Below are 23,448 nucleotides of genomic sequence, written 5' to 3'. Positions count from 1 at the left end.
CGGGCGAAGGAGGTCGGAATGGAAGCGAACGGTCTCGCCTACCTGCCAACCGGCGAAGCACAACTCCTGCGGCATCTGGACGACATGTTCGAGCGGTGGGGCATCGGGGACGGCGCCGAACCGGTCATCGGACCACCGCTGCTGCCGGTGGCCAAGCTGGCGAAACTCGATTACTACCAGAACTTCCCGCACCAGGCGCTCGTGGTCAACGCGCTGGACCTGGAGCGCCGCCCGCAGGGCCAGGACGCCACCACCATCGAGGCGTTCCCACCGGAGCAACTGCAGAGCGCCGAGGTCGCCCTGCCGTCGGCCACCTGCTACGCGGTCTACCTGGGGCTGGAGGGAACCAGCCTGCCGGGCAACACCCTGCTCACCCTGGTCGGCCGGTGCTTCCGCCGGGAGGAGCGGTACACCGGGCTGCGCAGGCTCCTCGGCTTCCACATGCGGGAGATCGTGGCCCTGGGCGACCAGGAGTTCGTCGAGGAACACGTCAACCGCTTCTCGTCGCGCATCCTGCGGTTCGCCGAGGTGCTGGACCTGCCGTTGCGCAAGGAGGCAGCGACCGACCCGTTCTTCGACGGCGAGGGCCCGCGCGCACTGCTGCAGCGCATCGCACCGGTCAAGTACGAGTTCCTGGCCGGAGAGCTCGCCATCGCCTCGGTGAACAAGCACCGCAACTTCTTCGGCGATCGCTGCGCCATCCAACTGGCCGACAGCGGGCGGCCGGTGTTCACCAGCTGCGTCGCGTTCGGCCTGGAGCGGTGGCTCGCCGTGCTGCACGACCGCTACGGCGACTGGGCGGCGGCCGACGAAGCCGTCGCGAAGGCAGACCAGGCACTGGCATCAGACGCAACTACCGAAGGAACGTCACATGCACTCTGAACCGGAACAGCTCAAGCAGTGGATCCTGGCCCGTCACCCGGAGACACCCGACATAGACCCGGATCTCGACATCCTGGAGAACCGGCTCATCGACTCCCTCGCCTTCGTCGAGTTCATGCTTCTGGTCTCCCGGCTCAGCGGCGAGGAGATCGACATGGAGACCCTGGACATCGACGACTTCCGCACCCTGCGGCGGATCGAGGAGCGGTACTTCCGGGCGGGCGTGGCGTGACCGCACCTGCCGTCGAGACCGGCCCCGAGCGGTTGCTGCGGGCCGAGCGCGAGACCCTGGTGCCCACGCTGCGCGACCTGCCGTCAGGCATGTTCGAGCGGGGCACCGTGTGCCCCGCGTGGACGGTGCGCGACGTGGTGGCGCACTGTGCGGCGGCACTGGTGGGACTCACCGCCGGCGCGGCGTACCAGGCGAGCCACGACCAGAACCAGCGGGATGTCGAGGAACGCCGGGACTGGCCGTTCGCCGACGTGCTGGACGAGTTCGAGCACGGTCTGACGGTGGCCGGCCCCGCGATCCGCGAGGCCGGTGGCGCCAAGGATCTCGCGGCCCTGGGCACGTGGATCCACGGCGGCGACGTCCGGGATGCGCTGGGGATGTCCGACGCGTACCGGAGCGTGGGGGCGCCGGAGGCGCTGGAGTCGCTCGCCGGATGCGCCCGGGTGGTCGCCACCCCCCGGGTGCACGTCACGCTCGACGACCGAGAACTGGCCCTCGGCTCACCGGTCGAGGACCGGGAACCGGCGCGGCTCCACACCGATGTCCCCACCCTCTTCCGGCTCTACACCGGGCGGCCGGCCGCCCCGGAACGGTACCGGCTGGCCGGAGCCCGGCCGGAGGAACTCATCAGCGCGGAATGGTAGGTCGGTTCGGCAAAATGCTCTACCTAGAAGATTTTCACGTGGGGGACGTGTTCGAGCTGGGTCAGGTCGAGGTCACCGAGCAGGAGATCCTCAGCTTCGGCCGCGCCTACGACCCGCAGGCCTTCCACACCGACGTGGAGCAGGCCCGGGAATCCGCCTTCGGCGGGTTGGTGGCCAGCGGCTGGCTGACGGCCTCGCTGTTCATGCGGCAGTACGTCGAGGAGCTCCTGAACCGGTCCGCCGGGGAGGGCTCTCCCGGGGTGGACGAGATGCGTTTCCACCATCCGGTGCGGCCCGGGGACGTACTGCGGGCCCGGTTGACGGTGCTGGGGATCGCCCCGGTGCTCGGCCGCCGCGGCTCCGGCATCGTCCGCCCCCGCTGCGAACTGCTCGACCCGCAGGGATCCGCTGTCTTCAGCATGGTCCTGCACAGCATCTTCCGACGCCGGGATGTCTGACCACACCCGGGCACAACCTCGAAAGACGGGGAGCACTGACGCATGGAATCGGTGAATCAGGCCATGGAACCCGTGTCCAAGACCGCGCAGTGGACCGCCGCCGCCCGCGCGGTGGAGTCCGAACGGCCGGACCGCATCTTCCACGACCCCTACGCACGGCTGGTCGCCGACGAGACCGGCTTCGAACTGCTCGAACGCTACGCCGGTTCCGCGGTCGTCCCGTTCGTGCTGGTGCGCACCCGGTACATGGACGACGCCATCGTGCGCACCGTCCAGGAGCGCGGCATCCGCCAGGTGGTGCTGATGGCCGCCGGGATGGACATGCGGGCGGTCCGGCTGACCTGGCCCGAGGGTGTCACGCTCTACGAACTGGACCGGCCGGCGCTGCTGGAGACCAAGGCTGCCCTGCTGGCCGAGAACCCGCCGCAGCGTTCGGAGGGAGCCGTCGACAGCTGCCGGGCGGTGGCGGTCGACCTGGCCGCCGGGTGGCAGGACGAGCTGAGCGCCGCGGGCTTCGACGCCGGGCAGCCGACCCTGTGGGTGGCCGAGGGACTGTTCTTCTTCCTGCCCGAGGACGTGGTACGCAGCCTGTTGGGTTCATTGTGCGCGCTGTCCGCGCCCGGGTCCGCTCTGATCGGCGACATGACCAGTCGGGCCACCCTCAAGAATCCGCTCGCCAAGGGCTTCATGCGGGTGCTGATGGAGGACGGCAACCCCTGGCTGTTCGGCACCGACGAGCCGGAGGAGTTCTTGGAGTCCTGCGGCTGGGCGACCGAGGAACTGCTCCAGCCCGGGGAGGAGGGTGCCGCCTTCGACCGCTGGCCGCACCCGGTGCCGCCGCGCTCGATGCCCAACGTGCCGCGGTCCTTCCTGTTCACCGCCGGGGTGAAGCCCGCGTGACGTACGCCGGACCCGCGCAGCCCCCGTTCGGCCGGCTGGACCGGGTGCTGGCGATCGCCGCGCACCCGGACGACACGGACTTCAAGGCGGGCGGGACCCTCGCGCACTGGACCGCGGCGGGCACCGAGGTGACCTATCTGGTGCTGACCGACGGGGCGGCCGGGGGCGAGGACCCGGCCGTTCCCCGCGCGGAACTGGCCGCGGTCCGGGAGGCGGAACAGCGAGCCGCCGCCGACGCCCTCGGTGTCAAGGAGGTCGTCTTCCTCGGCCTGCCCGACGGGGAGTTGACGGCCGGCCTGGAACTGCGGCGGGAGATCACCCGCGTGATCCGGCGGGTCCGCCCGCAGCGGGCGCTGATCCAGAGCCCGGAGATCAACTGGGACTTCCTGCCGGACGTCCATCCCGACCACCGCGCCGCAGGAGAGGCCGCGCTGGCGGCGCTCTACCCGGACGCCCGCAACCCGCGCGCCTACCCGGAACTGCTGCTGTCCGAGGGGCTGCGTCCGTGCGTCGTCCCGGAGATCTGGGTGATGACCTCACCGCGCCCCGACACCTGGGTCGACGTCACCGACGTGTTCGACCGCAAGCTCGCCGCACTGCGCGCCCACACGTCGCAGACCGCCCACCGTGCGAACCTGGCCGATGACATACGTTCCAGGTTGAGTGGGCAGGCCGCGGCGGGCGGTCTGGCGGACGGCCGCCTGGCCGAGGCGTTCCAGGTGATACGTACCGAACCGGCTGCCCAGCCTGTCGACAACACCCGTTGAGGAGGGCTCCTTGCCTTTATCGAAGCTTCTGGGCGGCATTCTGGTGATGGTGATCTGGGGGGTCAACTTCGCCATCATCGACATCGGACTACGGTCGTTCGACCCCTATCTCCTGGCCTCACTGCGGTTCCTGCTGGCGGCCGTACCGGCGGTGTTCTTCTTCAAACGCCCCCAAGTGCCATGGCGCTACATCGCCTCGTACGGGGTGTTCTTCGGCATCGGGCAGTTCGGGCTGCTCTTCGCCGGGATGCACTTCGGGTTCTCCGCCGGGCTCGCCTCGGTGGTGATGCAACTCCAGGCGTTCTGGACCATCGGGCTGGCGGCGGCGATGCTGCGCGAGCGGGTCGTTCCGCGTCAGCTGACCGGCGTGGTGGTGGCGGCCGTCGGGATCGCATTGATCATCGGGATCACCGACGGGTCGGTCACCGCCGTCGGCACGATGCTGGTGATCGGCGCGTCGTTGTCGTGGGCGATGGCCAACATCGTCATCAAGAAGGCACACCCGAGCGACGCGCTGTCGTTCACGGTGTGGGCGAGCCTCATCCCGCCGATCCCGATGTTCCTGCTCTCGCTGGGCATCAACGGCTGGGGTTCGATCACCCACTCCTTCGACCACATGGGCTGGGCGGGCATCGGTTCGCTGGCCTACATGGTGTACCCGACGATCCTCTTCGGCTTCACCCTGTGGGGTCATCTGCTGCGCAACTACAAGACCTCCCATGTGGCCCCGCTGTCGCTGCTCGTGCCGGTCTTCGGGATGGCCTCCTCGATGCTGATCCTCGGCGAGCCGCTGGGCGCGCTGAAGGCCGGCGCGATCGTGCTGGTCATCCTGGGGCTGGTCATCAACCAGTTCGACCTGGTCGGCCGGTTGAAGACACGTTGGCAGGCCGCGCCGGCCGTGCCCGCGGAAAGCGAAGCAACCAGCGGCGAGGCGGCCGCCAGCACCACGAAAGCGAGTTGACCCAGATGCACAGCCGCAGGCTGACCGATGACTCACCCCGGATGTACGCCGTCGTCTTCGACCAGGACGAGGACGTGCTGCCCGGACTGGAGGAGTTCGCCACCGCCCACTCGGTGGCCGGGGCGTCGTTCGTCGGGATCGGCGCCTTCCGCGACGCCGCGCTCTCGCTCTTCGACCCGGAGAGCAGGACGCACGTCCCGATCCCGGTCACCGAGCACACCGAGGTGCTCAGCCTGACCGGCAACATCGCGCTCAAGGACGGGCGGCCCTCCGTCCACATGCACGCGGTGCTCGGCCGCCGGGACGGCTCGACCGTCGGCGGCCACGTCCAACGCGCCACCGTGCGGCCGACGTTGGAGGTCATGGTCACCGAGTTCCCGAGCCCGTTGACCAGGCGCCTGGACGAGGCGCGCGGGTTGCCCGTCATCGATCTGGACGCGGACCGCTAGAGCAGGACGGCGGCGGGGGGATACGCAATGCGTGTGGCGGTGATCGGTGGTGGAGCGGCGGCAGTCAGTCTGCTGGACAGCATGCTGCGCCGTTTCGAGGGCGAGGAGATGTGCTGTGACATCACCGTGTACGAGGGATCGGCCAATCTGGCCACCGGCCGCGCCTACCGCCCGGACCTGGACTGCGCCCTGGTCAACCGGGAGGCCGGGTACATGTCGGTGCGGTGCGCGGAGCGGGACCACTTCCTGCGCTGGCTGCACCGTGAACCGCGCTACCGGAACACCCCCTACGCGTCGCAGCCGGTGGACTCCTACGTCCCACGGCGAGTCTATGGCGAGTACCTGACAGCCCATCTGGAGTCCAGCCGTGCCGACGCCGAGCGGCGCGGCTGGACGGTGGGGGTGGTGCCGGAGTTCGCCGTCGAGGCGAAGGCGACCGCCACCGACGTCATGATCCGCAGCGCCCGAGGCGTCAGCCACTTCGACCGGGTGGTGCTGTGCCTGGGGACCGGCGAGCCCACCGACCCCTATCTGCTGACCGGCGCCCCCGGCTTCCACCCGGACCCCTATCCGCTGCGCTCGGTACTGCCCGAGATAGCCTCCGACGCCCACGTCCTGGTGCTGGGCACCGGCCTGTCCGGGGTGGACGTCGCCCTCGGACTGCTGCGTTCCGGACACCGCGGGCTGATCACCATGACCTCTCGGCACGGTCTGCTGCCGGGAGTACGTGCCACCCAACGCCCGTTCCAGTTGCGCCATATGACACCGGAGGCGGTGCGGCGCCGGGTGACGCACGACGGGACCCTGCGAATGCGGGACACCTGGCGGCTGCTGCGCGACGAGCTGACGGCGGCCGGGGTGGACGTCCGCGCGCTCGGCGCGGACCGCCCCGCGGCGGAGCGGCTGCGCGAGGACCTCTCGCGGCTGGACCACAACGCCTGCCAGGCGGTGGTGGCGGCGATGATGCACCAGGCGCGAGAACCCGTCTGGTGCGCCATGCCGGACACCGAGCGGCGGCGGTTCCTGAACCGGTTCCACCCCTTCGGCAAACCGCTGTACAACCCGATGCCGCCGCCCACCGCCAGGGCACTGCTGGACGCCATGGACAGCGGCCAGTTGACGGTACGGCCCCGAACGACCGCCGTCACCGCGCGCGCGGGCGGCGGGTTCACCCTGGAGGACGGCGGTGGACGGCTGACCGGGGTGGACACGGTGGTCGACGCCACCCGCTCCGGGCTGGCCGGTACCGGTAGCCGGGCGGAGCCCTTCATCGACTCCCTCACCGGGTCCGGCCTGGCCGTCCGCAACCCCCTCGGCGGAATGCGCATCGACGTCGCCAGCAACGCCCTGCGTTCCGCCGTCCCCGAGGACGTCCCCCGGTTCTTCGCCCTGGGCGACATCGCCTCCGGCGATCTCTTCTACGCGGGCAGCATGTTCATGCTCAACGCACGCGCCGAGCTGATCACCCGCGCCCTCGCCCATGGCGCGAGCGGCAGGCGGTAAGGGAGCAGGCACCTCCACCGATGGCGGCTGACGGACATTCGACCGCCCCCGTCGACGCCACCCTTGGACGCCAGAAGCCCCAGGCCATTCCCAGCCGGGGCTTCGTCCCTGTTCCCGCTCAGAGCCCCCTGCTTGTCACCCGTCGCGCGCCGACTGCGTCACGCTCCACGCCTGCCACCATTCGCGGACTTGCCAATCATCGCCCATGCTGGTATTAGGGCGCCCCTGGCTTCAGGAACTGGTCGCCCCGAGAGGGACCGGGCCGGGGCACCGGAGAGGTAGTCATGCGCACACGACGACTGCTCGGCCTCGCTCTTGCCACCGCAACCCTCGCTGGCGCGAGCGCCCTTGGTGCCGCCACCGCCCAGGCAGCGGCATCCCCGACCCTCACGTCACATGAGTGCACGGCTCAGGGCGGAACGGTCCACAGCACCCCCTACGCCGGATACTCGTGCGTGCTGCCCGACGGGAGCAAGGTAAATATCAGCTGATCGCGCCCTGGTGGTGCGGCACCATCGAGGTGTGAACGCCGGCTCCACCAACGGTTGATCGGGGTCTCGTGGACGATCTCGCACAATGCAGCAGGGACGACGATGTCCGCCGTCCCCACGGGCCGGCCTTCGTCGCTGCAGTACGTCCGCCGTCGCCGTAGTACGTCCGCCGTCGCCGTAGTACGTCCGCCGTCGCCGTAGTACGTCCGCCGGATGTGCGTCACCAGGGCGGCCTTCCGAATGCCGAGCAGCGATGCCCCCTCGGCATTCACCCGCCGCGGCTCCGGCTGCTCCACCGCGGACGTCTGCACGCCTCTCCCCGCACGTCGCCCAGGACACCCTTCAGGAACCGATCAGCCACCTGGACCGGCTCCTGAAACGGCGGCTCGACCGAGACCGGTCGCGGCTGACGGCGATCCGACCGCCCCGTTGATGTCACCCATGGACGCCAGAAGCCCCAGGCCACCACCGGCCCGGGGCTTCCTCCCTGTTCGAGCTGAGAGCCCCCTGTCGGATTCGAACCGACGACCTTCGCTTTACAAGTTCGACCCGGGTGCGGCCACGGCCTCTGCCCGGGCGACCGATAAGGCCGTCCAGGCTCGCTCAGCACTGGCACTGTTCGCCGACGTTGATGTCAGCCTCGGATGTCAGCGACCTTGCCCGACTGGCTCGATGACATCGGCCCACTCACGAGTTGACCAGGGGTTTCCACCCACCCCAAGCCGCGCAGCCACTACGTCATCAAGGAAGCGTGCGTTGGAGATCTCCAGGACCTCATGCGGCCACCAGAGGGAGTCACATTCAGTGCACAGCGAGAACGTAGAACCGTCGTCCTTGAACCGGTACGGATGAATCCAGTCCTGATCGCAGCGCGGACACTGTGGAAGCTGTGTGGGCATACACGTCGCCGTTCAGATCGAGCGGAAGGCGCTCGGGTCGGTTTCCGGCGGAAGGCTCCTGGTCATGTTGACGTAGACCGGACCGGACGGAGTGGCGGTCTGCCACGCCTCCCACTGATCCAGATCATGGGCGCAGAACCTCTTCAAGAAGCTGACGAACTCCTTGAACTCATCGTCCGACAGCCGGCCGTTCTCCACGTGATCCATGCGCCGAGGGTAGGTGACAGTCCCAGGGCAGGAGCAGGTTCCCAAGCTCTCTCGCTTGCGAGGCTGCGGCTTGGTCGGGCTCGACTGACCGTGCTTCCCCGCTGTTCCCTGCTTGATCTAGTGCGCTTGTGGTACGCCCTGTCCCCATCCACTACTCGGCGGCACCTACCGCTTCTGAGCTCTGTAGCGCTTCATGAGAGCAGTGATCCGCGCCTGGTTCCCCTGGCCGTTGAGCTCGGCAAGGAGATCGTCAGGGCACAACTCGTAGAAGTCGCCCCACCAGCGACGTCCCCGGTTGTCCCAGATCCGATAGCCACCCGGTACACCCCTGGCAACGTAGCGTCTCCTGCTCACGGTCCTCCTACCTTCCGGTACGGCCCGTTCCAGCGTCCCCCAACACATGACCGTACGCAGACTGGTGCCGCCCGACGAGGCAATAAGCAGCTGCCGCCTACATGCTTTCCAAGTCTGTTGGTGGGTGTGGATGAGTTGCCTGGGACCACTCACCAGCGTTCACGGTCGGCAGGCCCATGGGGTGAGCCACCCTTTGAAACCCATCGGAACACCCGGCTCCGCTAACGGCTCACGGGGATCTCGTAGACGATCTCACAGAGCGCGGCGGGGACGACGATGTCAGCCGTCTCCACGGGCCGCCCTTGGTCGCTGTAATACGTCCGCCGGATGTGCGTTACCAAGCCGCCCTTCTGGATACCGAGGAGCGACGCCTCCTCGGCATTCGCTTGCCGCGGCTCCGGCTGCTCCACGGCGTGGCTGACCGTGATGCCGATCTCGGCCATGCGGTTCACCACACCTGCCCCTGCATGCGGCCCTCCCTCCGGGAGGACGACGACGGTGCCGGCGGTGAGGTCGTACGGCTCCCAGCTCGTCGACAGCTGCACCGGCTTGCCGTCGGCGAGGAACTCGTACACGGTGCGGACGCACAGGTCGCCCTGGGCGATACCGAGGCGCGACGCGATCTCGGCCGACGCCGGCACCTTCGCCTCGGTCCGGCTTTCCCAATCCCCCAGCTTGCCCACGGCCTTCATGTCCGCGCGAAACGGGGAGCCGTCAGGCTGCTCGCGCGCCGAGGAACGGACCATGCGTACGCGCTGACGAGGGGCGGCAACGTACGTGCCGGACCCGGCACGGCCTTCCAGCACCCCCTGAGAGATCAGTAGCTCTTGCGCACGACGAATCACGTTCTCGCCCACGCCGCACTCCTGGGCGATCTGGGCCCGTGACGGGAGCCGGTCTCCCGGCGTCCACTCATGCTCCGCGATCCGTCGCCGGAGCTCGTCAGCGATGCGGAGATACGGCGGCTGCTCAGGCATATGGAAAATCTAGTCCACTAGCTCTAATCTAGTTAACTAGCTTTACTCCAGGTGATCACCCGACGACGGAGGCTGCCCTGTGCCTGCTTCGGAAGTAAGCGCCGAAGGCATCGCAGCCCGGTTGTCCGCCGTCGGACTCACCCCACGTGTGGAACGGCGCGCCCAGCTCACGTCGATCGAAGTGGAGGTACCGGAATCGCTCTCCGCCGAGTCGTGGCGGGAGGTCCTGGAAGCAGTGGCAGAGGCCGATCGATTCGGGCTCCTCGCCAACAGCTTGAACGGCCGCACCTTATGGGCCGCCGTACGCACAGCAGCCCCCGCGACGGGCGATGTCCGAGGGCTTGGCCGTCAGCGATAGGAGCTGATCAACATGTTCAACCGTATCCGCCATACCGTCTCGCATACCGATGAGCGGTGCGTCCCGATGAGCCGGCGCCATCGATCGCTGGTGTCCGTCGGGCCGGCTGTCGCCCCTCCCGATCGCCCTGCGCACCACCGGTTCGCGACGGCGGAGGTCCTCTGATGCCTCCCCACCAGCCGTCTCGCGTGAGCCAGACGAAGGCTGTCGCCTACCAGTCGAGTTCCTGCCGGATCGGTAGGCACGGTGAGTGCGCGCATTCCTCTCCCACTACCGCACCGGTCGGCATTCCCGTGGTCTACGAGGCATGCGTTTGCTCCTGCCACACGGTGGCCGACGGTGGCATTCGAACGGACGGCACCAGGTGAGGGGCTGGGCACCGGGTGGCGGACCGGTCAGCCCTGTCGAGGTCACCGCTGACACCGCGCAGCGCGGCGATGTCATCCAGATCGGAGGGCGCCCGTGTCGCGTCACCGACCTCCAGCTTCCCGGCGGAGCAAAGCGCTTGTGGTTCGAGTCCGGCGAACTGCTCACCATGTACTCCCGGACTCGGCTCGTAGCCGTACGCATGCTGAGCAGGTGGTGATGCTGTCCGTGCCCTCTCGCCGCCATGCCATCGCCGACGACATTCGGACCAAGATCTCGACCGGTCGGATCAAGGCCGGCGAACGGCTCCCCTCCGAGGCACAGCTCGCTTCCGGCTACGCGGTCAGCACTGCGACGCTGCGAAGCGCCCTTGCGCTCCTCAACGGTGAGGGACTCGTCGAGAAGGTCCATGGCAAGGGAAACTTCGTCCGCTACCCCCTCCACAGAGTCACGTACATCGGCGGTGGTCGCACACCCGGAACGGGGCTCTCGGCCGACTCGGCGTTACGCATCAGCGTCCGCACCACCAACCTCCACGCGCACGGTCAACTGACCTGCCTGCTGGGGGTGTCGGCGAACAGCCCACTTACCGAATTCCTTTGCCTCAGCCGCCAGGGAAATTCGCCGCACAGCCTCGCTCGCATCTACGTACCTCGCGACCTGTCGCCGACCGACGTTCCCTCCGAATCGCACTGCTACGAGGGTGTAGAGGCGAAGCTGGCAGAGCTCCGCCCGCCACTGGCCGAGGTCCGGGAACGAGTCAGTGCTCGACCTCCGACACCAGAGGAAGCGGCGACCTTGCGGATCAGCTCGGCCCTGGCCGTGCTCGCGATCACACGCGTGGCGGTCGACAGCACGGGCCGCGTGGTTGAGGCCGCGCTCCTGGTGCTTCCCGGCGACCGCGCCGACGCAGTCTTCACCACCCACCACATGACCGACGAGAGGACAAGCTGAGGATGACGACCTACAACGAGCTGCGGCTCCTCCCGTGGTCAGGACCCGAGGGCAACCCTTGCTACCTGAGTACCGAGGGCAGCGGCGGCTACCTATCGCGCTTGGCTGACAACACCGAAGCGGTGCAGCTAGAGATGGCTAGCGAACTCTTGGAGCACGCGGTCGAAGTACTTGGCGACGGGGAGGCGGAGCCAAACGAGCTGCGGCTCTTGGCGATGGACATGGCTGAATCCCTGCGTGACGTGCGTCGTGTAGCGATCAGCCGCGGTCACCGCCTGCCGTTAACAGATCCGCCCGCTGGCGAAGAAGGCGATGAGGGCCCTCAACTGCCGGCGGCGGCCTTCGGGTAGCGGCAACACATGGAACAGTAGGGGAGCCCCACACTCAATCTGGGGCTCCCCTACTGTTCGATCCGGCCCTCCGGCAAGGACTCTTCGTGCGGGCGAGCGTCTGAGCTTGCGCAGCGGCGACCGCTACCGGATCTCGTGGCTTACATCCTGCTGTGGGCATGCTTTCCAGGTAGGCAGTAGCCATTTCTACCGCTACAGCTCGACGCCACCAGCGTCAACCTCCGCTCCAAACCACTTCTGGACCGGTAGTACCATCGGTGAGAATTTTTTTACCTTTTGTCCAGTTTGGCCCTGTAGTGGGCAAGCAGGCTTGAGCCTTAAGCTCCCGTAGCACAGATGACTTAGCGGAGGAATCTTGGACGCATCGTTAGTCGCCTTGGCCTCTTCAGGCGCAACCGCACTGGTTCAATTGTTGGTGACCGACGCATGGGTGGGCGTTCGCCAACGGTTCAGCACGCTCGTGGCCGCCTCTCAGCGAGGCACGGAAGGCAGGGTGTCTGAGCGACTGGAACGCGTACGAGCGGAATTGCTCCAAGCGCGTGACCAAGGGGACGAAGGTCTGATCAACGACATCACGGTTGAGCTGCGGACATGGCTGCGTCGCCTGCTCGAAGACCACCCAGAACTCGCAGAAGGAATTTCGGAGTTCACGGGCGATGCCGATCAGTTCGGCGAGGTCAGCAAAATTGACATCCGAGAAAACACGTTTCAAGGCCCTTCTGCAGTGCAAGGGAAAGGGACCCAGGTCAACCGATTCGGGATCTAAATAGTGAAAAGCAACAGCGATCAAAACTCTCCACCGATCCACGGCAACTATTTTGCAGGCCCAGCGGCCATTCAGGGCAGCGGATTGCAGATAAACATATCGCCTACTTTGGAGGGGCATGAATTAGACTTCAATAAATTGCCGCGTGTGGAGAATATGCAGCCCCTGGAGATGGGGGTGCATCGCACTAGGAGTGTCCCTTCAGGGAGTGTACTGCCGGAATACGTCGAACGTGACACAGATGAATCGCTTCGAAACCAACTGAGCCATGCAGCAAATTCGGGCGGATTTGTGCTTCTGGTTGGCCCTTCGGCATCAGGTAAGACACGATCAGCTTTCGAGGCAATCAAGAGTTGCGTCCCAAGAAATTCTCGCGTGTTTGCCCCTAACCCTGGGGAGAACCTGGGCCGGAACGTGCGAATCTTGGCAGAACAGGAAGAGGGTACAGTTCTCTGGCTCGACGATCTGGACCGCTTCATTCGGGCGGGAGATATCTACGCCTCACTCCTGGGCGACCTAACCAGGCGGAAGGTCGCAGTTGTTGCAACTCTGCGTTACGAAGCTTACGCGCAATTCCGAAGTGGGTTTGGGGCGTTAGCTGATGGGGAATCAAGCGATAGCACCACTCAGGCGGTATATAACGGGGCTCGCCTTTTGGATATGGTGGAGCCAATTGAGGTTCCGCGGACATGGAGTGATAACGAGGTTTCAAAAGCCTCTGAGGCTTCGGATTCAAGGATCACCCAAGCCTTACAGCACCGCGGCCCAGCCAGGATTTCGCAGTATCTTGCCGCGGCCCCAGAACTTTGGCGTGTCTATCTCCATGCGCTTCGCACAGGCGGCAATCTGCGCGGAGCAGCAATCGTAAAATCCGCGATCGACTTGGTGCGAACTGGCCTCAGTGGCCCGTTTCCGAGTCATCTATTGGAGCGCACACACACGGCCTATCTTGTACATGAAACAAATCAGACCGTTTCTGAGGCATTTGAGTGGGCCTCGCGCGTTCTACACGAGACAACCCCTCTTCTTGAGGAAACGGGAGATGGCCAGTGGGTTCCTTTTGATTATCTCGTAGATGCAACATCTCGGGCGCATGAAAAAATCCCTCGCGAGGTATGGGATGCAGCCTTGGATCATGCAGGTGAGCGCGAAGCCTTCGCCGTTGGGTGGACTGCTTATCTACATAACGAATTTGATATTTCGATGAAAGTGATGACCGAGCTAGCCAAATCCGGGAATGCGCTAGCGATGGCGAACCTCGGAATCCTTTACCATCAACAGAAACAGGTGGATACAGCAGAAACCTGGTACGCCAGGTCGGCTGCGCAAAGGCACCCTGCCGGCATGTTCAACCTCGGTTTGCTCAATTATGAACGGGGGGAGCTTAGGTCAGCGGAGTCTCTCTGGGTTGACGCTGCCCAGGGTGGAGAAATTTTGGCGATGCAGGCTCTTGGAATCATGCTCCACCAGCAGTCTCGACTAAGTGACGCCGAGGATTGGTGGAGGAAGGCAGCGAATGCAGGTGATCTAGAATCGGCCTATTTCCTAGGTAAGCTCGCCGCCCAGCAGGGGCGCAAGGAGGAAGCGGAGGCTTGGTGGCGTCAGGCTGCACTTGGAGGGCATCCGACCTCGTGTATTCGCGTTGCTAATTCACTGGCCATGCGGGGGAAAAAGGCCCAGGCGACTGAGTGGTGGCACCGTGCTGAGAAAGTCGGAGTAAGCGATGCGGCTGGTATTCAGTTCACGGCACTAAGCGGCAACCGAACCGGCCTGCGCGAGATCGCGACAAATCGGCAAATCCGGGAGCGTTTAGGCGCTGAAGGGCTTGAACAAGTCTGCAGCTCGTTGTGGCCAGTGGACTGCAGGGGATGCGGAAAAGCGCTTGGCGAGACGACACCGAGCCTCGTTATCGCAGACTTTATGTTGTACGGGTTCGCTGTGCTCCATCACCTGCAGTGCCGAATCCCGAAATGGGAAAATAATCCGGGGATCAATAAGAGTGAGACGGTTTCGTGGGAGTCGCGAGCCTTCAATGGTCTTCTGAGCGCGTCGGACGACGAGGGCGGCATGCCATGTTTCTTGGTGAATCCAGACCTCGAAGGTACGTACCTCAAGCCATCGGATAACGGTGACTGGCGTGCAGATCCGCTTGCTCCATTTCGCATGAACGGATTCCGATATGCTGGCGCTGATTTCGTGGTGGACCAACCTGTTCAGGGGGGACATCGTTCCCTATATGATCCGTATTGCTCAATAAATGGAAATGATATCGCAGTCCACGTAAGCCCAGGTCAATCCTGGGACTGCGGAATGGCCCCTGACGTTGAGTCGAATGTGCGCTCTAGTGGCGGGATCTTGGTCATAGTTTGTTCGCACCTTCGACCTAACCAGGCACTCTCTCATGGGGACCTGATTAACGCCATGCAGAATAGAGAGGCGGTATTGGGATGGTTGCCTCTATCGAACGATGGCCAGCCTCTCCCACGCCAGTCATCTCAGAAAATCTTGAAGGATCAGTACTGCGCGTTTCACGCCGACGGAGAAGCAAATATAGGTAGGGTTATCGGCTCGGTTTCGCTAGCCTTGTCGCTGGAGCAAGCAAAAGCTTGGGCAGTGGATCAGATTGACATTGAGAGTGGTGCTCTAATTCCATGGAGTTCAGGAAGTAGTAGCCGCTGCTGGTACACAATTGATGCGCTTTCTGCAAAACAGTTTGCTCTCTACAGGCGAGTCGATTCGTGGGTTCTTTGTGAGCTCTTGGTTCGCCATGGCGGAGTGGAGATACTGACCTCCCGTGGACTTCAGAAATGGGGTGACAAAATCATGGACGTTCATTTGAAAGTTCAGGCGCAGGAATGGCGCGACAAGAGCACCGGCGACGGTGCGCTTATTTGCGTAACAGGAAAAGCGGCCACTGAGGACTGACTTCCGTGTCTCAAATTGCCCTGAAACGTGCCGCTGGGTGGCAGAACTCTGAGGTCGGCTCCGCGGGTTTGGCCGGTGTCCTGCCCGGTTTGGGGTCGAGCATGATCAGGGGGCCGTACGCTTTCCGGCAACTCGGGCAGGCTTGTGAGCTGCCCGGAATTTGAACGAGTGGCCCCCTGGTCTTGCTCGACGCGGGACCCGAACCGGGGAGGTGGGTAAAGCCGTGGAGCCGACCGTCCCCACCCCCGGCCTGGTCTTTCGCCCCTTGTGGGCGCGGGCGTCGACGCCGCGCGGCCCCGGCGGCGGAGACGAGGAGGGAGCCGTGCGGCGGCGACGGCCGGCGCCGCCGCGCTGTGCGCGGCACCTCTGATCTGTGATCTGACTGCTTGCAGTTCCAGGAGGCCGGGAACGTCAGCGCTCCTGCGCCAATGTGTGGTGTGCTCCTGAACTGCCCCTACCCCGGGGCCGGGTAGCGAGCGAAGCGAGCCTTGATGAAGTAGGGAAAGTTCTATCGCGCGGGAGTCAGCCGCTTGCCGTCATGGCTCCGTACGTGAGGGCCTGCCCCGTCCAGGGCGTCCAGGAGCCGGATCGAGTAGACCTCGGACATGGACTCCGCCACCTCCTCGGGCGTGAACCAGGTGACCGCCGTCGACTCGCCGGAGGTGCGCTCCTCGCCGCCGACCGGCTTGCAGCGGAAGACCAGGGCGACGATGCCTCGTGTCGTGTTCTTGTAGACCCCGGTGAGCTCGTCGACCTCGACGTGGATGCCCGTCTCTTCCCAGACCTCGCGCCGTACGCCGGCCTCCGGGGTCTCTTCGAGTTCGAGCACCCCGCCCGGGAGTTCCCAAGCGCCGTTGTCGGCTCGCCGGATCGTCAGGAGCTTGCCGTCCTCGCGGACCACCACTCCGGCCACGGACACGGAGTGCAGTGGCGTTGACTGGGCTTCCAAGGCGCTGTTACTCATGTACAGGAGCATAGGAGGATGGGAAGAGCTATGGGAACCACGGTAGGAGGGGGTAAGGCCGTACCTCGATACGTGCAGATCGCCGACGAGATCGTGCAGCAGATCAGGGCTGGGGTCCTTAAGCCCGGCGAGATGGTGCCGAGTGAATCTGAGCTGGTCGAGCGCTACGGCGTCGCGGGCGGCACGATCCGGAAGGCGATGGTGGAGGTCCGTGCGAGCGGCCTGGTGGAGACCCGCCACGGCAAGGGTTCGATCGTGAAGGACCGGCCGCCGGTGCGGCACCGCTCTTCCGACCGCTTCCGTCGCTCGCACCGGCAGGGTGGCAAGGCTGCGTATCTTGCGGAGTCCGCGCAGTCGGGAGCCACGGCCAAGGTCAGCGTTCTGTACATCGGTCCCATGGAGGTCCCGGACGACGTGGCCGATCGCCTCGGGGTCGAGCCCGGCACTCAGGTCCTCGCCCGCCGACGGCTCTACTTCCGTAACGGCACTCCGGTCGAGACGGCCAGCTCGTACCTGCCGTGGGACGTGGTGAAGGACATCCCCGAGCTCTTCGCCGAGAACCCCGGCGGTGGCGGCATCTACGCCCGACTCGAAGACAACGGGCATGAGTTCGCCGAGTTCGTAGAGACCTTGCAAGCCCGGTCGGCCTCGAAGGCTGAGGCGTCCGAGCTGGCGCTCAGCCCTGGTTCCCCCGTCGTGCATCTCGTCCGTGAGGCGCTGACGACCGAGGGCCGTGTGGTGGAGGTCTGCGACACCCTCATGGCCGCTGACCAGTTCGTTTTCAGCTACCGCATCCCCGCCACGGACTGACGCCCGCTCAACTCTCCTCAACCCGCCCCGACTTCTTTGTCGCGGCGGGTTGACTCATGTACAGGAGTCGGGCACTCTTCTTCATGTCACTCATGTACATGAGTGGCGGAGTTCGGCACCTATAGAGGAGTGATCCGTAGTGCGTCAGATCCCCGTCGACACCTCCGCCGCGACCGTGATGGTCGCGAAGCAGCCGCAGATCAAGGTCAAGGACCGCCGTACCGGTGAGGTCGCACTCGACGTCGAGACCGGGGCGAAGCTGATGACCGTGGACGTGATGTTCGCCGCCAACGATGCGGTGGAGATCCTGTCCGTCACCGTCCCCGAGAGCGGGGTCTCCGGTGAGCTGGGCATGGGCACGCCGGTGGCGCTGACCGGTCTGATCGCCCGTCCCTGGGAGAACGAGTTCAACGGGCAGAAGCGGCACGGCATCGCCTTCCGCGCCGTGGCGGTCACCTCGCTCGCCGCCGGTGGCTCGCAGGCTGAGGCGGCCTGATCATGGCCCGCCTCTCGGTCGTACTGTTGCTGGTCGTCGCCACCGCTCTCGTTCTGCGGTGGCGGCGTCCCGCCTGGTACTGGATGACCTTCGGGGTCGTCCTCGCCGCGCTGCGGGTCTTAGTCCGGTACGCCTCGGTCATGGACGCGTGCAGTCTGACGGTCCCGCCCGCGCGCTGGCGGCTCGCACTTGCCCGCATGACCGACCGCCCGGCCCCTGAGCCGCGCGCCCCGCGCATCCTCCGTCTTCGGCCGACCCGTACCGGGCTGGTCCTGCGGCTCAAACTCCGGCCCGGCCAGGACGCTTTCGATGTTTCCGCTGCCACCGATCGGCTGCGGCACTCCTTCGGGATGTACGGCGTCACTGCCCGGGAGATCCGCTCCAGTGTCGTCGAACTGCGGATGACGGGCTACGACGTGCTCAAGCGCGTGCAGATGCCCGTCAAGATCGACCGCGCTCCGATGCGTGTGCCCGTCGCACTGCGCGAGGACGGATCGGTCCACTACCGCGATTACCGGATCGTCCCGCACGGGCTCACGATCGGGGCCACCGAATCGGGCAAGTCCGTCTACCAGCGCAACCTGGTGGCCGGCCTCGCCGCTCAAGACGTCGCCCTCGTCGGTATCGACTGCAAGCAGGGCGTCGAGCTGTTCCCGCTCGCTCGCCGGTTCTCCGCCCTCGCCGACAACCAGGACACCGCTCTCGATCTGCTAGAAGCCCTGGTCTCGCACATGGAGTCCGTCTATCAACTCGTCCGCGAGGAACAGCGCATCAGCGTGAACGTCCCCGATGCGGAGATCGCCGCTGATATCTGGGATCTGGCCGAGGACCTGCGTCCCACGCCCATCGTGGTCCTGGTGGACGAGGTGTCGGAACTCGCGCTCTTCGCCTCCAAGGAGGAGGAGAGGCGCCGGGACCGGATCATCACCGCGCTCGTCCGTCTGGCCCAGCTCGGCCGCGCTGCCGGCATCTACCTGGAGATCTGCGGCCAGCGCTTCGGCTCCGAACTCGGTAAGGGCATCACGATGCTCCGGGCCCAGCTCACCGGCCGTACCGTGCACCGCGTCAACGACGAGACCAGCGCCAACATGGCCTTCGGCGACATCTCCCCTGACGCCGTACTGGCCGCCATCCAGATACCCGCAGACGCCCCCGGCATTGCGGTCGCCGGTGACTCGACCGGTGGCTGGTCACGCATCCGCGCCCCGCACACCTCGCTGCGCGAAGCGGTCAATCTCTGCAACAAGCACGCTGACCGCACGCCGGATCTGCCCGCGCTCGCGCCCTTCCGGCCCGTCATCACCTCGGCGGAAACGGGTGCTCTGACGCTCAGCAAGGCGTCTACCGCGACTGCTTGACCCTCTCGCTCACAGGTCGGCGCTACCTCGACGCGCCAGGCCCCTACCCCCTCCATGCCAGATTCCGGAAGGAGAACCGTCATGGGACGCATCCGCCCGGACGCCGTCCTCGTACAAGCCGTCATCGCCGGAGCGCTCTCCTTCGCCCACCTCCACGACTTGGCCGCCGCTGCCGGACAGGACGGCTGGAAGGCGTGGGCCTACCCGATCAGCGTCGACCTGTTGCTGGTCGCGGCCTGGCGGCGACTCCGCAACGCCGGCCCGTCCCGGCTCGCCTGGTGCTGGTTCGTGATCGCACTGGTGGCTTCGCTCGGCGCCAACGTCGCGACCGCCGGATTCCTCGACCTCCGGCACCCGCCCGCCTGGCTCCGCTTCGGCATCGCCGGGTGGCCGGCGCTGGCCTTCCTCGGCGGGACCCTGCTGGCCCATACGCGGAGTGAGGCCGAACCCGCCAATGCCGTCCCGCCGGCTGACGGGACTCCGGCGCCCGCTCCCGTACCCACCCCGGTCCCAACAGCTGAGCCTTCCCCCAGCCCGCCTGAGTTGGACGCCGCTGACCTCCCCGCGGCTGAACCGCCCACCGAACCGTCCCGGCCGGTGCCCGCACCTGCGCCCGTCCCGGCCGCGCTCGTCGCCCACGCCCGCAAGGTCGCCGACGAGCACCTGGCCCGGACCGGAGACCCGATCGACACGGACACCCTGCGGACCCGCCTCAGCGTCCCGCCCCAGCTCGCCGAATCCATCGCCGCCCAACTCACCTGACCAGCAAGGAGAACCCCCATGCCTGCCCGCGACCACTTCCACTCCGTCATGCGGATCGGCCCCGTACAGATCGGCACCTACCGCGACCGGCACGGCCGCACCAAGCACGCCGCCGTCTGCACCGCCGACCGCTGCGGCTGGTCCGCCGACTTCTCCAGCCGCTCAGCCGCCCAGCTCGCCGCCCGCACCCACCGCTGCACCGTCCGCTGACCGACTGAGGAGACCCCCATGGACGTCCCCCTCTGGCTCGCCCTGATCGCCGTCGGCTACCTCGGCATGAAGCTCATCCGCCCGCCCTGGTGGCTCGTGGCCGTGTTCCTGCTGGGCGGCTATCTCCTCGCCCACAGCCTCCTTGCACCCGTCATCGACTCCGCCGTCAAGTAACGCCCACGGAAGGGAGATCCGCCATGTTCCGTCCCAAGGTCCCGACCAACCCGGCGCCCACCGGACTCGTCATCCCTCCCACCATCGAGCCGACCGCCACCGTGCGGCACGACCCGCCGCCGGCCCCAGTCGCTCAGTCCTCGACCCGCCCCGCGGTTCAACTCACCCCCGGCACCGCGCTCGCCCTCGTCGGCAGCGGCACGGCCGTGGTCCTGATCGTCGGCGCCGTCCTGGTCTCGATGCTCCTGGCGGTCGCCATCAGCGGGGTGTCCGTCGCCGTCTGCGCGGTCGTCCTCCGCTCCCTGCTCGCCTCCGAGCGCACGCACCGCTGACCGGCCCCCGGGCGGCCTCAACCGCCAAGTCTCCGCCGCCCGGGAGCCGTGCCCCTGTCCGAACCTCAGATCCGGAAGGAAGCCCCATCATGACCGACCGCACCCGCGTACGTGGGAGGTTGCCCGTGCCGGACACGCTTCTCGATCCGACCATCCTCGGCGACCTGCTGAGGGTGGCCTCGGCTCCCGATTACGACCGCTGGGAAGACCAGATCCGCCGCACCGGCGGCTGCTCCGACCCGATCCACCTCACCGGCTGGGCCCTCACCAAGGACCGCATGTCGGGCGAGACCCTGCACCACTACTCGACCGCTGCCGAGCCCGGCGGACGACTCCGTCTCGCCTGCGGCAACCGCCGTGCCTCCCGTTGCCCAGCCTGCGCCTGGACGTATGCCGGGGACACGTACCACCTCATCCGCGCCGGCCTGGCCGGAGACGATCGCCGCGACGTCCCCGCCACCGTCCGAGACCACCCCCGCGTCTTCACCACCCTCACCGCGCCCTCCTTCGGCCCCGTGCACAACCGGCCCGACCAAGGCGCCTGCCGCTGCGGCACACAGCACCGCACGGATGATCCGGCGCTCGGCACCGCCCTGGACCCCGAGACGTACGACTACGCCGCCGCCGTCCTGTTCAACAACCACGCGGGCGACCTCTGGCAACGATTCACCACGCGACTCCGCCGCGAACTGGCCACCCGCGCCGGCCTCACCCAACGCGACCTCAAGGAATCCGCCCGCCTCTCCTACGGCAAGGTCGCCGAGTTCCAGAAGCGCGGCGCCCTCCACTTCCATGCTGTGATCCGCATCGACGGACCGGACGGCCCCGGAACACCGCCGCCGTCCTGGGCGAGCGTCGACCTACTCACCGACGCGATCCGCGCCGCCGCCGCGCACCCCTACACCTCGGTCACGGCCCCGGCTGCCGGCGACCAGCCCACCCGGACCTTCCGCTGGGGCACGCAAGTGGACGTGCGGCCGGTCAAGGCGTTCGACGACGGCTCCGACATCACCGAACAGGCCGTGGCCTCCTACGTGGCGAAGTACGCGACCAAGGCCGCCGAGACCACCGGCACCCTCGACCGCCGCATCGGCGAACTCGCCGAACTGGACCGCCACCAGGTCCCCGACCACACCCGCCGCCTGATCACCGCGTGCAAAGCCCTGGATCCGCTCTACCCGGACCGCCGCCTCTGGGCATGGGCCCACATGCTCGGCTTCCGCGGCCACTTCTCCTCCAAGTCCCGCCGCTACTCGACCACCCTCGGCGAGCTGCGCACGGCCCGCGCCGACTTCCGCGCCGCCCAGGAACGCGAAGCCCTCGGCCTCGAACCCCCGGAGCCGGACACCGTCCTCGTCCTGACCGACTGGCAGTACGCCGGCCACGGCCACACCCCCGGCGAATCCGCCCTCGCCGACACCATCGCCCGCGACATCCAGACCAACCGCGAAACCTCACGCGAAGCCCGCGCCGAACTCGAAGCCAAAGAAGGAGACGACTGGACATGACCACCGCCACCGGCCAACTGCTGACCGTGCCCGAGGTCATGGCACGGCTCAAGTTCGGACGCTCCAAGGTCTACGACCTGATGCGCTCCAAGCGCCTCATCTCCATCACCGAGGGTCGCGCCCGCCGCATCCCCGAGAACGCACTCCAGGACTACATCCGCGACCGGATCGAGGAGGCGGCCTGATGGCACAGCAGCGCAAGCGCAACCCCAACGGCGCCGGCACCATCACCAAACGCAAGGACGGCCGCTACCAGTGCGCCGTCTACGTCCTCCAGCCCGACGGCACCCGCGCCCGCAAGTTCGCCTACGGCAAGACCTGGGCCGAGTGCGACACCAAACGCCGCGAACTCCTCGCCAAGGTCGACAGCGGCGTCCCCGTCCCCACCCGCTCGGCCAAGCTCGCCGAGTGGCTGCCGTACTGGCTGGACAACGTGATCAAGCCCAACCGGAAGCGCAGCACGTACAGCAAGTACGCGATGCACGTACGGCTCTACCTCGTGCCCCTGCTCGGCACGAAGCGACTGGAGAACCTCGGCCCGCGCCACGTCCGGGTGTTCCTCGCCGACGTGGCCCGTAAGTCCTCCGCGGCAACGGCCAAAGAAGCTCACCGCGTGCTCCGTACGGCCCTGACAGCAGCCACCCGGGAGGAGTTGGTCACGCGCAACGTCGCATCGCTCGTAGAAGCCCCCAAGGTCGTCAGCCGCGAGACCACACCCTGGTCGCTGGACGAGACGCTGACGTTCCTCGAAGAGGCCCGCCGCGATCCGCTCTACGCAGCCTTCGTCCTCGCCATCGCCATGGGTCTCCGCCGTGGTGAGGTCCTCGGCCTGCGCTGGTCGGACGTGGACCTGGACAGCCGCGTGATCCGCATCAGCAACCAAGTGCAGCGCATCGGTGGCGAGCTGTACCAGGACACCACCAAGACCGGGAAGATCCGCCCCGTACCGCTCCCCCTGATCTGCCTGGCGGCTCTCCGCTGGCACCGGCTCCGCCAGGTCCACGACGCGGAGAAGCGCGGGACCGAGCTGGACCCTGCCGGCCTCGTCTTCACCACCCGTTCCGGTCGTCCGATCGAGCCGCGGAACCTGAACCGGTCCTTCTCCCGGCTCACCGCCTCGGCCAGCCTCCGCCCGATCCGTTTGCACGACGCCCGGCACGGCTGCGCCACCCTGCTCACCGCGGCCGGCGTCGCCCCTCGCGTGCTGATGGAGATCCTCGGCCACAGCCAGATCAGCATGACCATGGACGTCTATACCCACGTCGCCCAGGACACCCAGCGGGAAGCGATCAGCCACATGGATCGACTGCTGAAGCGGCGGATCGCTCGTGAGTGATCACTGACGGCGTTGATGTCACCCGTAGATGTCAGAAGCCCCAGGCCATTCCCGG

Annotated in this window: 28 protein-coding genes and 1 pseudogene; 24 read left to right on the top strand and 5 right to left on the bottom strand. The window is 66.7% G+C overall.

Features of this window, described 5'->3' with window-relative positions; translation table 11 throughout:
* Window positions 1-18: 18 nt before the first annotated feature.
* Genes ACGFML_RS00680 through ACGFML_RS00640 form a run of 9 tightly spaced genes read left to right on the top strand, consistent with a single transcriptional unit; the run spans window position 19 to window position 6,796 of the window.
* Window positions 19-882: a hypothetical protein gene (locus tag ACGFML_RS00680; RefSeq protein ID WP_393538489.1), complete on the top strand. Its 864-nt coding sequence runs from the start codon at window positions 19-21 to the stop codon at window positions 880-882.
* Window positions 872-1,114 (top strand): acyl carrier protein, encoded by a 243-nt coding sequence (locus tag ACGFML_RS00675; protein WP_393538487.1) that lies wholly within the window; start codon window positions 872-874, stop codon window positions 1,112-1,114. The genes ACGFML_RS00680 and ACGFML_RS00675 overlap by 11 nt, the downstream gene beginning before the upstream one ends.
* Window positions 1,111-1,758, top strand: coding sequence for a maleylpyruvate isomerase family mycothiol-dependent enzyme (locus ACGFML_RS00670; RefSeq protein ID WP_393538485.1), 648 nt, complete (start codon window positions 1,111-1,113; stop codon window positions 1,756-1,758). Before ACGFML_RS00675 ends, ACGFML_RS00670 begins: the two co-directional genes overlap by 4 nt.
* Before the next feature lie 38 nt (window positions 1,759-1,796).
* Complete coding sequence (locus tag ACGFML_RS00665) at window positions 1,797-2,216, top strand: MaoC/PaaZ C-terminal domain-containing protein (protein ID WP_393538483.1); 420 nt, start codon at window positions 1,797-1,799, stop codon at window positions 2,214-2,216.
* Window positions 2,217-2,258: 42 nt separating this feature from the next.
* Window positions 2,259-3,116, top strand: a complete 858-nt coding sequence (locus tag ACGFML_RS00660; protein WP_393538481.1) for a class I SAM-dependent methyltransferase — start codon at window positions 2,259-2,261, stop codon at window positions 3,114-3,116.
* The gene (locus ACGFML_RS00655; RefSeq protein WP_393538480.1) at window positions 3,113-3,883 is read left to right on the top strand and encodes a PIG-L deacetylase family protein; all 771 of its coding nucleotides are present in this window, start codon (window positions 3,113-3,115) and stop codon (window positions 3,881-3,883) included. Before ACGFML_RS00660 ends, ACGFML_RS00655 begins: the two co-directional genes overlap by 4 nt.
* A 10-nt stretch (window positions 3,884-3,893) precedes the next feature.
* Complete coding sequence (locus ACGFML_RS00650; RefSeq protein WP_393538478.1) at window positions 3,894-4,844, top strand: EamA family transporter; 951 nt, start codon at window positions 3,894-3,896, stop codon at window positions 4,842-4,844.
* A 5-nt stretch (window positions 4,845-4,849) separates the two neighbouring features.
* On the top strand, window positions 4,850-5,293 hold the full coding sequence (locus ACGFML_RS00645; protein ID WP_393540324.1) for a PPC domain-containing DNA-binding protein: 444 nt from the start codon (window positions 4,850-4,852) through the stop codon (window positions 5,291-5,293).
* Between the two features lie 27 nt (window positions 5,294-5,320).
* Complete coding sequence (locus tag ACGFML_RS00640; protein WP_393538476.1) at window positions 5,321-6,796, top strand: FAD/NAD(P)-binding protein; 1,476 nt, start codon at window positions 5,321-5,323, stop codon at window positions 6,794-6,796.
* A gap of 436 nt (window positions 6,797-7,232) precedes the next feature.
* Here the strand turns inward: ACGFML_RS00640 and ACGFML_RS00635 are convergent.
* From ACGFML_RS00635 to ACGFML_RS00620, 4 genes and pseudogenes are all read right to left on the bottom strand, one after another.
* Window positions 7,233-7,637, bottom strand: a pseudogene (locus ACGFML_RS00635) (hypothetical protein); the annotation flags it as partial.
* 561 nt (window positions 7,638-8,198) lie between these two features.
* Window positions 8,199-8,393, bottom strand: coding sequence for a hypothetical protein (locus ACGFML_RS00630; RefSeq protein WP_393538474.1), 195 nt, complete (start codon window positions 8,391-8,393; stop codon window positions 8,199-8,201).
* A gap of 165 nt (window positions 8,394-8,558) precedes the next feature.
* Window positions 8,559-8,747 (bottom strand): hypothetical protein, encoded by a 189-nt coding sequence (locus ACGFML_RS00625; protein ID WP_362829801.1) that lies wholly within the window; start codon window positions 8,745-8,747, stop codon window positions 8,559-8,561.
* A 221-nt stretch (window positions 8,748-8,968) separates the two neighbouring features.
* Window positions 8,969-9,724: a GntR family transcriptional regulator gene (locus ACGFML_RS00620; protein ID WP_393538472.1), complete on the bottom strand. Its 756-nt coding sequence runs from the start codon at window positions 9,722-9,724 to the stop codon at window positions 8,969-8,971.
* A gap of 79 nt (window positions 9,725-9,803) precedes the next feature.
* Here ACGFML_RS00620 and ACGFML_RS00615 point away from each other — a divergent pair, with 79 nt between their 5' ends.
* From ACGFML_RS00615 to ACGFML_RS00595, 5 genes are all read left to right on the top strand, one after another.
* Window positions 9,804-10,082, top strand: a complete 279-nt coding sequence (locus ACGFML_RS00615; protein WP_393538470.1) for a hypothetical protein — start codon at window positions 9,804-9,806, stop codon at window positions 10,080-10,082.
* 585 nt (window positions 10,083-10,667) lie between these two features.
* Complete coding sequence (locus tag ACGFML_RS00610) at window positions 10,668-11,402, top strand: GntR family transcriptional regulator (protein WP_393540323.1); 735 nt, start codon at window positions 10,668-10,670, stop codon at window positions 11,400-11,402.
* A 2-nt stretch (window positions 11,403-11,404) separates the two neighbouring features.
* Entirely contained in the window at window positions 11,405-11,752 is a 348-nt protein-coding gene (locus ACGFML_RS00605) for a hypothetical protein (protein WP_393538468.1), read from the top strand.
* A gap of 493 nt (window positions 11,753-12,245) precedes the next feature.
* Complete coding sequence (locus ACGFML_RS00600; RefSeq protein WP_393538466.1) at window positions 12,246-12,518, top strand: hypothetical protein; 273 nt, start codon at window positions 12,246-12,248, stop codon at window positions 12,516-12,518.
* Between the two features lie 3 nt (window positions 12,519-12,521).
* Window positions 12,522-15,443, top strand: coding sequence for a hypothetical protein (locus ACGFML_RS00595; protein WP_393538464.1), 2,922 nt, complete (start codon window positions 12,522-12,524; stop codon window positions 15,441-15,443).
* A 508-nt stretch (window positions 15,444-15,951) separates the two neighbouring features.
* Here the strand turns inward: ACGFML_RS00595 and ACGFML_RS00590 are convergent.
* The gene (locus ACGFML_RS00590; RefSeq protein WP_147245024.1) at window positions 15,952-16,419 is read right to left on the bottom strand and encodes an NUDIX hydrolase; all 468 of its coding nucleotides are present in this window, start codon (window positions 16,417-16,419) and stop codon (window positions 15,952-15,954) included.
* A gap of 18 nt (window positions 16,420-16,437) precedes the next feature.
* Here ACGFML_RS00590 and ACGFML_RS00585 point away from each other — a divergent pair, with 18 nt between their 5' ends.
* The 10 genes from ACGFML_RS00585 to ACGFML_RS00540 all read left to right on the top strand — a co-directional run bounded on the left by ACGFML_RS00585 (window position 16,438) and on the right by ACGFML_RS00540 (window position 23,393).
* On the top strand, window positions 16,438-17,217 hold the full coding sequence (locus tag ACGFML_RS00585; protein ID WP_393538462.1) for a GntR family transcriptional regulator: 780 nt from the start codon (window positions 16,438-16,440) through the stop codon (window positions 17,215-17,217).
* A gap of 139 nt (window positions 17,218-17,356) precedes the next feature.
* On the top strand, window positions 17,357-17,713 hold the full coding sequence (locus tag ACGFML_RS00580; RefSeq protein ID WP_030988949.1) for a hypothetical protein: 357 nt from the start codon (window positions 17,357-17,359) through the stop codon (window positions 17,711-17,713).
* Window positions 17,714-17,715: 2 nt separating this feature from the next.
* Window positions 17,716-19,071 carry an FtsK/SpoIIIE domain-containing protein gene (locus ACGFML_RS00575; protein WP_393538459.1) on the top strand — a complete coding sequence of 452 codons (1,356 nt, stop codon included), beginning with the start codon at window positions 17,716-17,718 and terminating at the stop codon, window positions 19,069-19,071.
* Between the two features lie 81 nt (window positions 19,072-19,152).
* The gene (locus tag ACGFML_RS00570) at window positions 19,153-19,833 is read left to right on the top strand and encodes a DUF2637 domain-containing protein (protein WP_393538457.1); all 681 of its coding nucleotides are present in this window, start codon (window positions 19,153-19,155) and stop codon (window positions 19,831-19,833) included.
* Between the two features lie 18 nt (window positions 19,834-19,851).
* Window positions 19,852-20,043 carry a mobile element transfer protein gene (locus ACGFML_RS00565; RefSeq protein ID WP_018092383.1) on the top strand — a complete coding sequence of 64 codons (192 nt, stop codon included), beginning with the start codon at window positions 19,852-19,854 and terminating at the stop codon, window positions 20,041-20,043.
* An 18-nt stretch (window positions 20,044-20,061) separates the two neighbouring features.
* A complete protein-coding gene (locus ACGFML_RS00560; protein WP_147245029.1) occupies window positions 20,062-20,217 on the top strand; it encodes a hypothetical protein in 156 nt (51 codons plus the stop codon).
* A gap of 23 nt (window positions 20,218-20,240) precedes the next feature.
* A complete protein-coding gene (locus ACGFML_RS00555; RefSeq protein ID WP_393538454.1) occupies window positions 20,241-20,549 on the top strand; it encodes a SpdD-like protein in 309 nt (102 codons plus the stop codon).
* Window positions 20,550-20,638: 89 nt separating this feature from the next.
* Window positions 20,639-22,057, top strand: coding sequence for a replication initiator protein RepSA (repSA, locus tag ACGFML_RS00550; RefSeq protein ID WP_393538452.1), 1,419 nt, complete (start codon window positions 20,639-20,641; stop codon window positions 22,055-22,057).
* Entirely contained in the window at window positions 22,054-22,242 is a 189-nt protein-coding gene (locus ACGFML_RS00545; protein ID WP_393538450.1) for a helix-turn-helix transcriptional regulator, read from the top strand. The genes repSA and ACGFML_RS00545 overlap by 4 nt, the downstream gene beginning before the upstream one ends.
* Window positions 22,242-23,393, top strand: coding sequence for a tyrosine-type recombinase/integrase (locus ACGFML_RS00540; RefSeq protein WP_393538448.1), 1,152 nt, complete (start codon window positions 22,242-22,244; stop codon window positions 23,391-23,393). The genes ACGFML_RS00545 and ACGFML_RS00540 overlap by 1 nt, the downstream gene beginning before the upstream one ends.
* The last annotated feature ends 55 nt before the right edge of the window (window positions 23,394-23,448 follow it).

Source organism: Streptomyces sp. NPDC048650, from assembly GCF_043199095.1.
Lineage (GTDB): Bacteria > Actinomycetota > Actinomycetes > Streptomycetales > Streptomycetaceae > Streptomyces.
The sequence above is the reverse complement of the archived record's forward strand: the minus strand, read 5'-3'. Positions and strand labels throughout refer to the sequence as shown.

Coding starts and splice junctions, on each gene's coding strand:
- ACGFML_RS00680 (WP_393538489.1), top strand. CDS start 19: ATGGAAGCGAACGGTCTCGCCTACCTGCCAACCGGCGAAGCACAACTC.
- ACGFML_RS00675 (WP_393538487.1), top strand. CDS start 872: ATGCACTCTGAACCGGAACAGCTCAAGCAGTGGATCCTGGCCCGTCAC.
- ACGFML_RS00660 (WP_393538481.1), top strand. CDS start 2,259: ATGGAATCGGTGAATCAGGCCATGGAACCCGTGTCCAAGACCGCGCAG.
- ACGFML_RS00645 (WP_393540324.1), top strand. CDS start 4,850: ATGCACAGCCGCAGGCTGACCGATGACTCACCCCGGATGTACGCCGTC.
- ACGFML_RS00640 (WP_393538476.1), top strand. CDS start 5,321: ATGCGTGTGGCGGTGATCGGTGGTGGAGCGGCGGCAGTCAGTCTGCTG.
- ACGFML_RS00630 (WP_393538474.1), bottom strand. CDS start 8,393: ATGGATCACGTGGAGAACGGCCGGCTGTCGGACGATGAGTTCAAGGAG.
- ACGFML_RS00620 (WP_393538472.1), bottom strand. CDS start 9,724: ATGCCTGAGCAGCCGCCGTATCTCCGCATCGCTGACGAGCTCCGGCGA.
- ACGFML_RS00610 (WP_393540323.1), top strand. CDS start 10,668: ATGCTGTCCGTGCCCTCTCGCCGCCATGCCATCGCCGACGACATTCGG.
- ACGFML_RS00605 (WP_393538468.1), top strand. CDS start 11,405: ATGACGACCTACAACGAGCTGCGGCTCCTCCCGTGGTCAGGACCCGAG.
- ACGFML_RS00590 (WP_147245024.1), bottom strand. CDS start 16,419: ATGCTCCTGTACATGAGTAACAGCGCCTTGGAAGCCCAGTCAACGCCA.
- ACGFML_RS00585 (WP_393538462.1), top strand. CDS start 16,438: ATGGGAACCACGGTAGGAGGGGGTAAGGCCGTACCTCGATACGTGCAG.
- ACGFML_RS00575 (WP_393538459.1), top strand. CDS start 17,716: ATGGCCCGCCTCTCGGTCGTACTGTTGCTGGTCGTCGCCACCGCTCTC.
- ACGFML_RS00570 (WP_393538457.1), top strand. CDS start 19,153: ATGGGACGCATCCGCCCGGACGCCGTCCTCGTACAAGCCGTCATCGCC.
- ACGFML_RS00565 (WP_018092383.1), top strand. CDS start 19,852: ATGCCTGCCCGCGACCACTTCCACTCCGTCATGCGGATCGGCCCCGTA.
- ACGFML_RS00560 (WP_147245029.1), top strand. CDS start 20,062: ATGGACGTCCCCCTCTGGCTCGCCCTGATCGCCGTCGGCTACCTCGGC.
- ACGFML_RS00555 (WP_393538454.1), top strand. CDS start 20,241: ATGTTCCGTCCCAAGGTCCCGACCAACCCGGCGCCCACCGGACTCGTC.
- repSA (WP_393538452.1), top strand. CDS start 20,639: ATGACCGACCGCACCCGCGTACGTGGGAGGTTGCCCGTGCCGGACACG.
- ACGFML_RS00545 (WP_393538450.1), top strand. CDS start 22,054: ATGACCACCGCCACCGGCCAACTGCTGACCGTGCCCGAGGTCATGGCA.
- ACGFML_RS00540 (WP_393538448.1), top strand. CDS start 22,242: ATGGCACAGCAGCGCAAGCGCAACCCCAACGGCGCCGGCACCATCACC.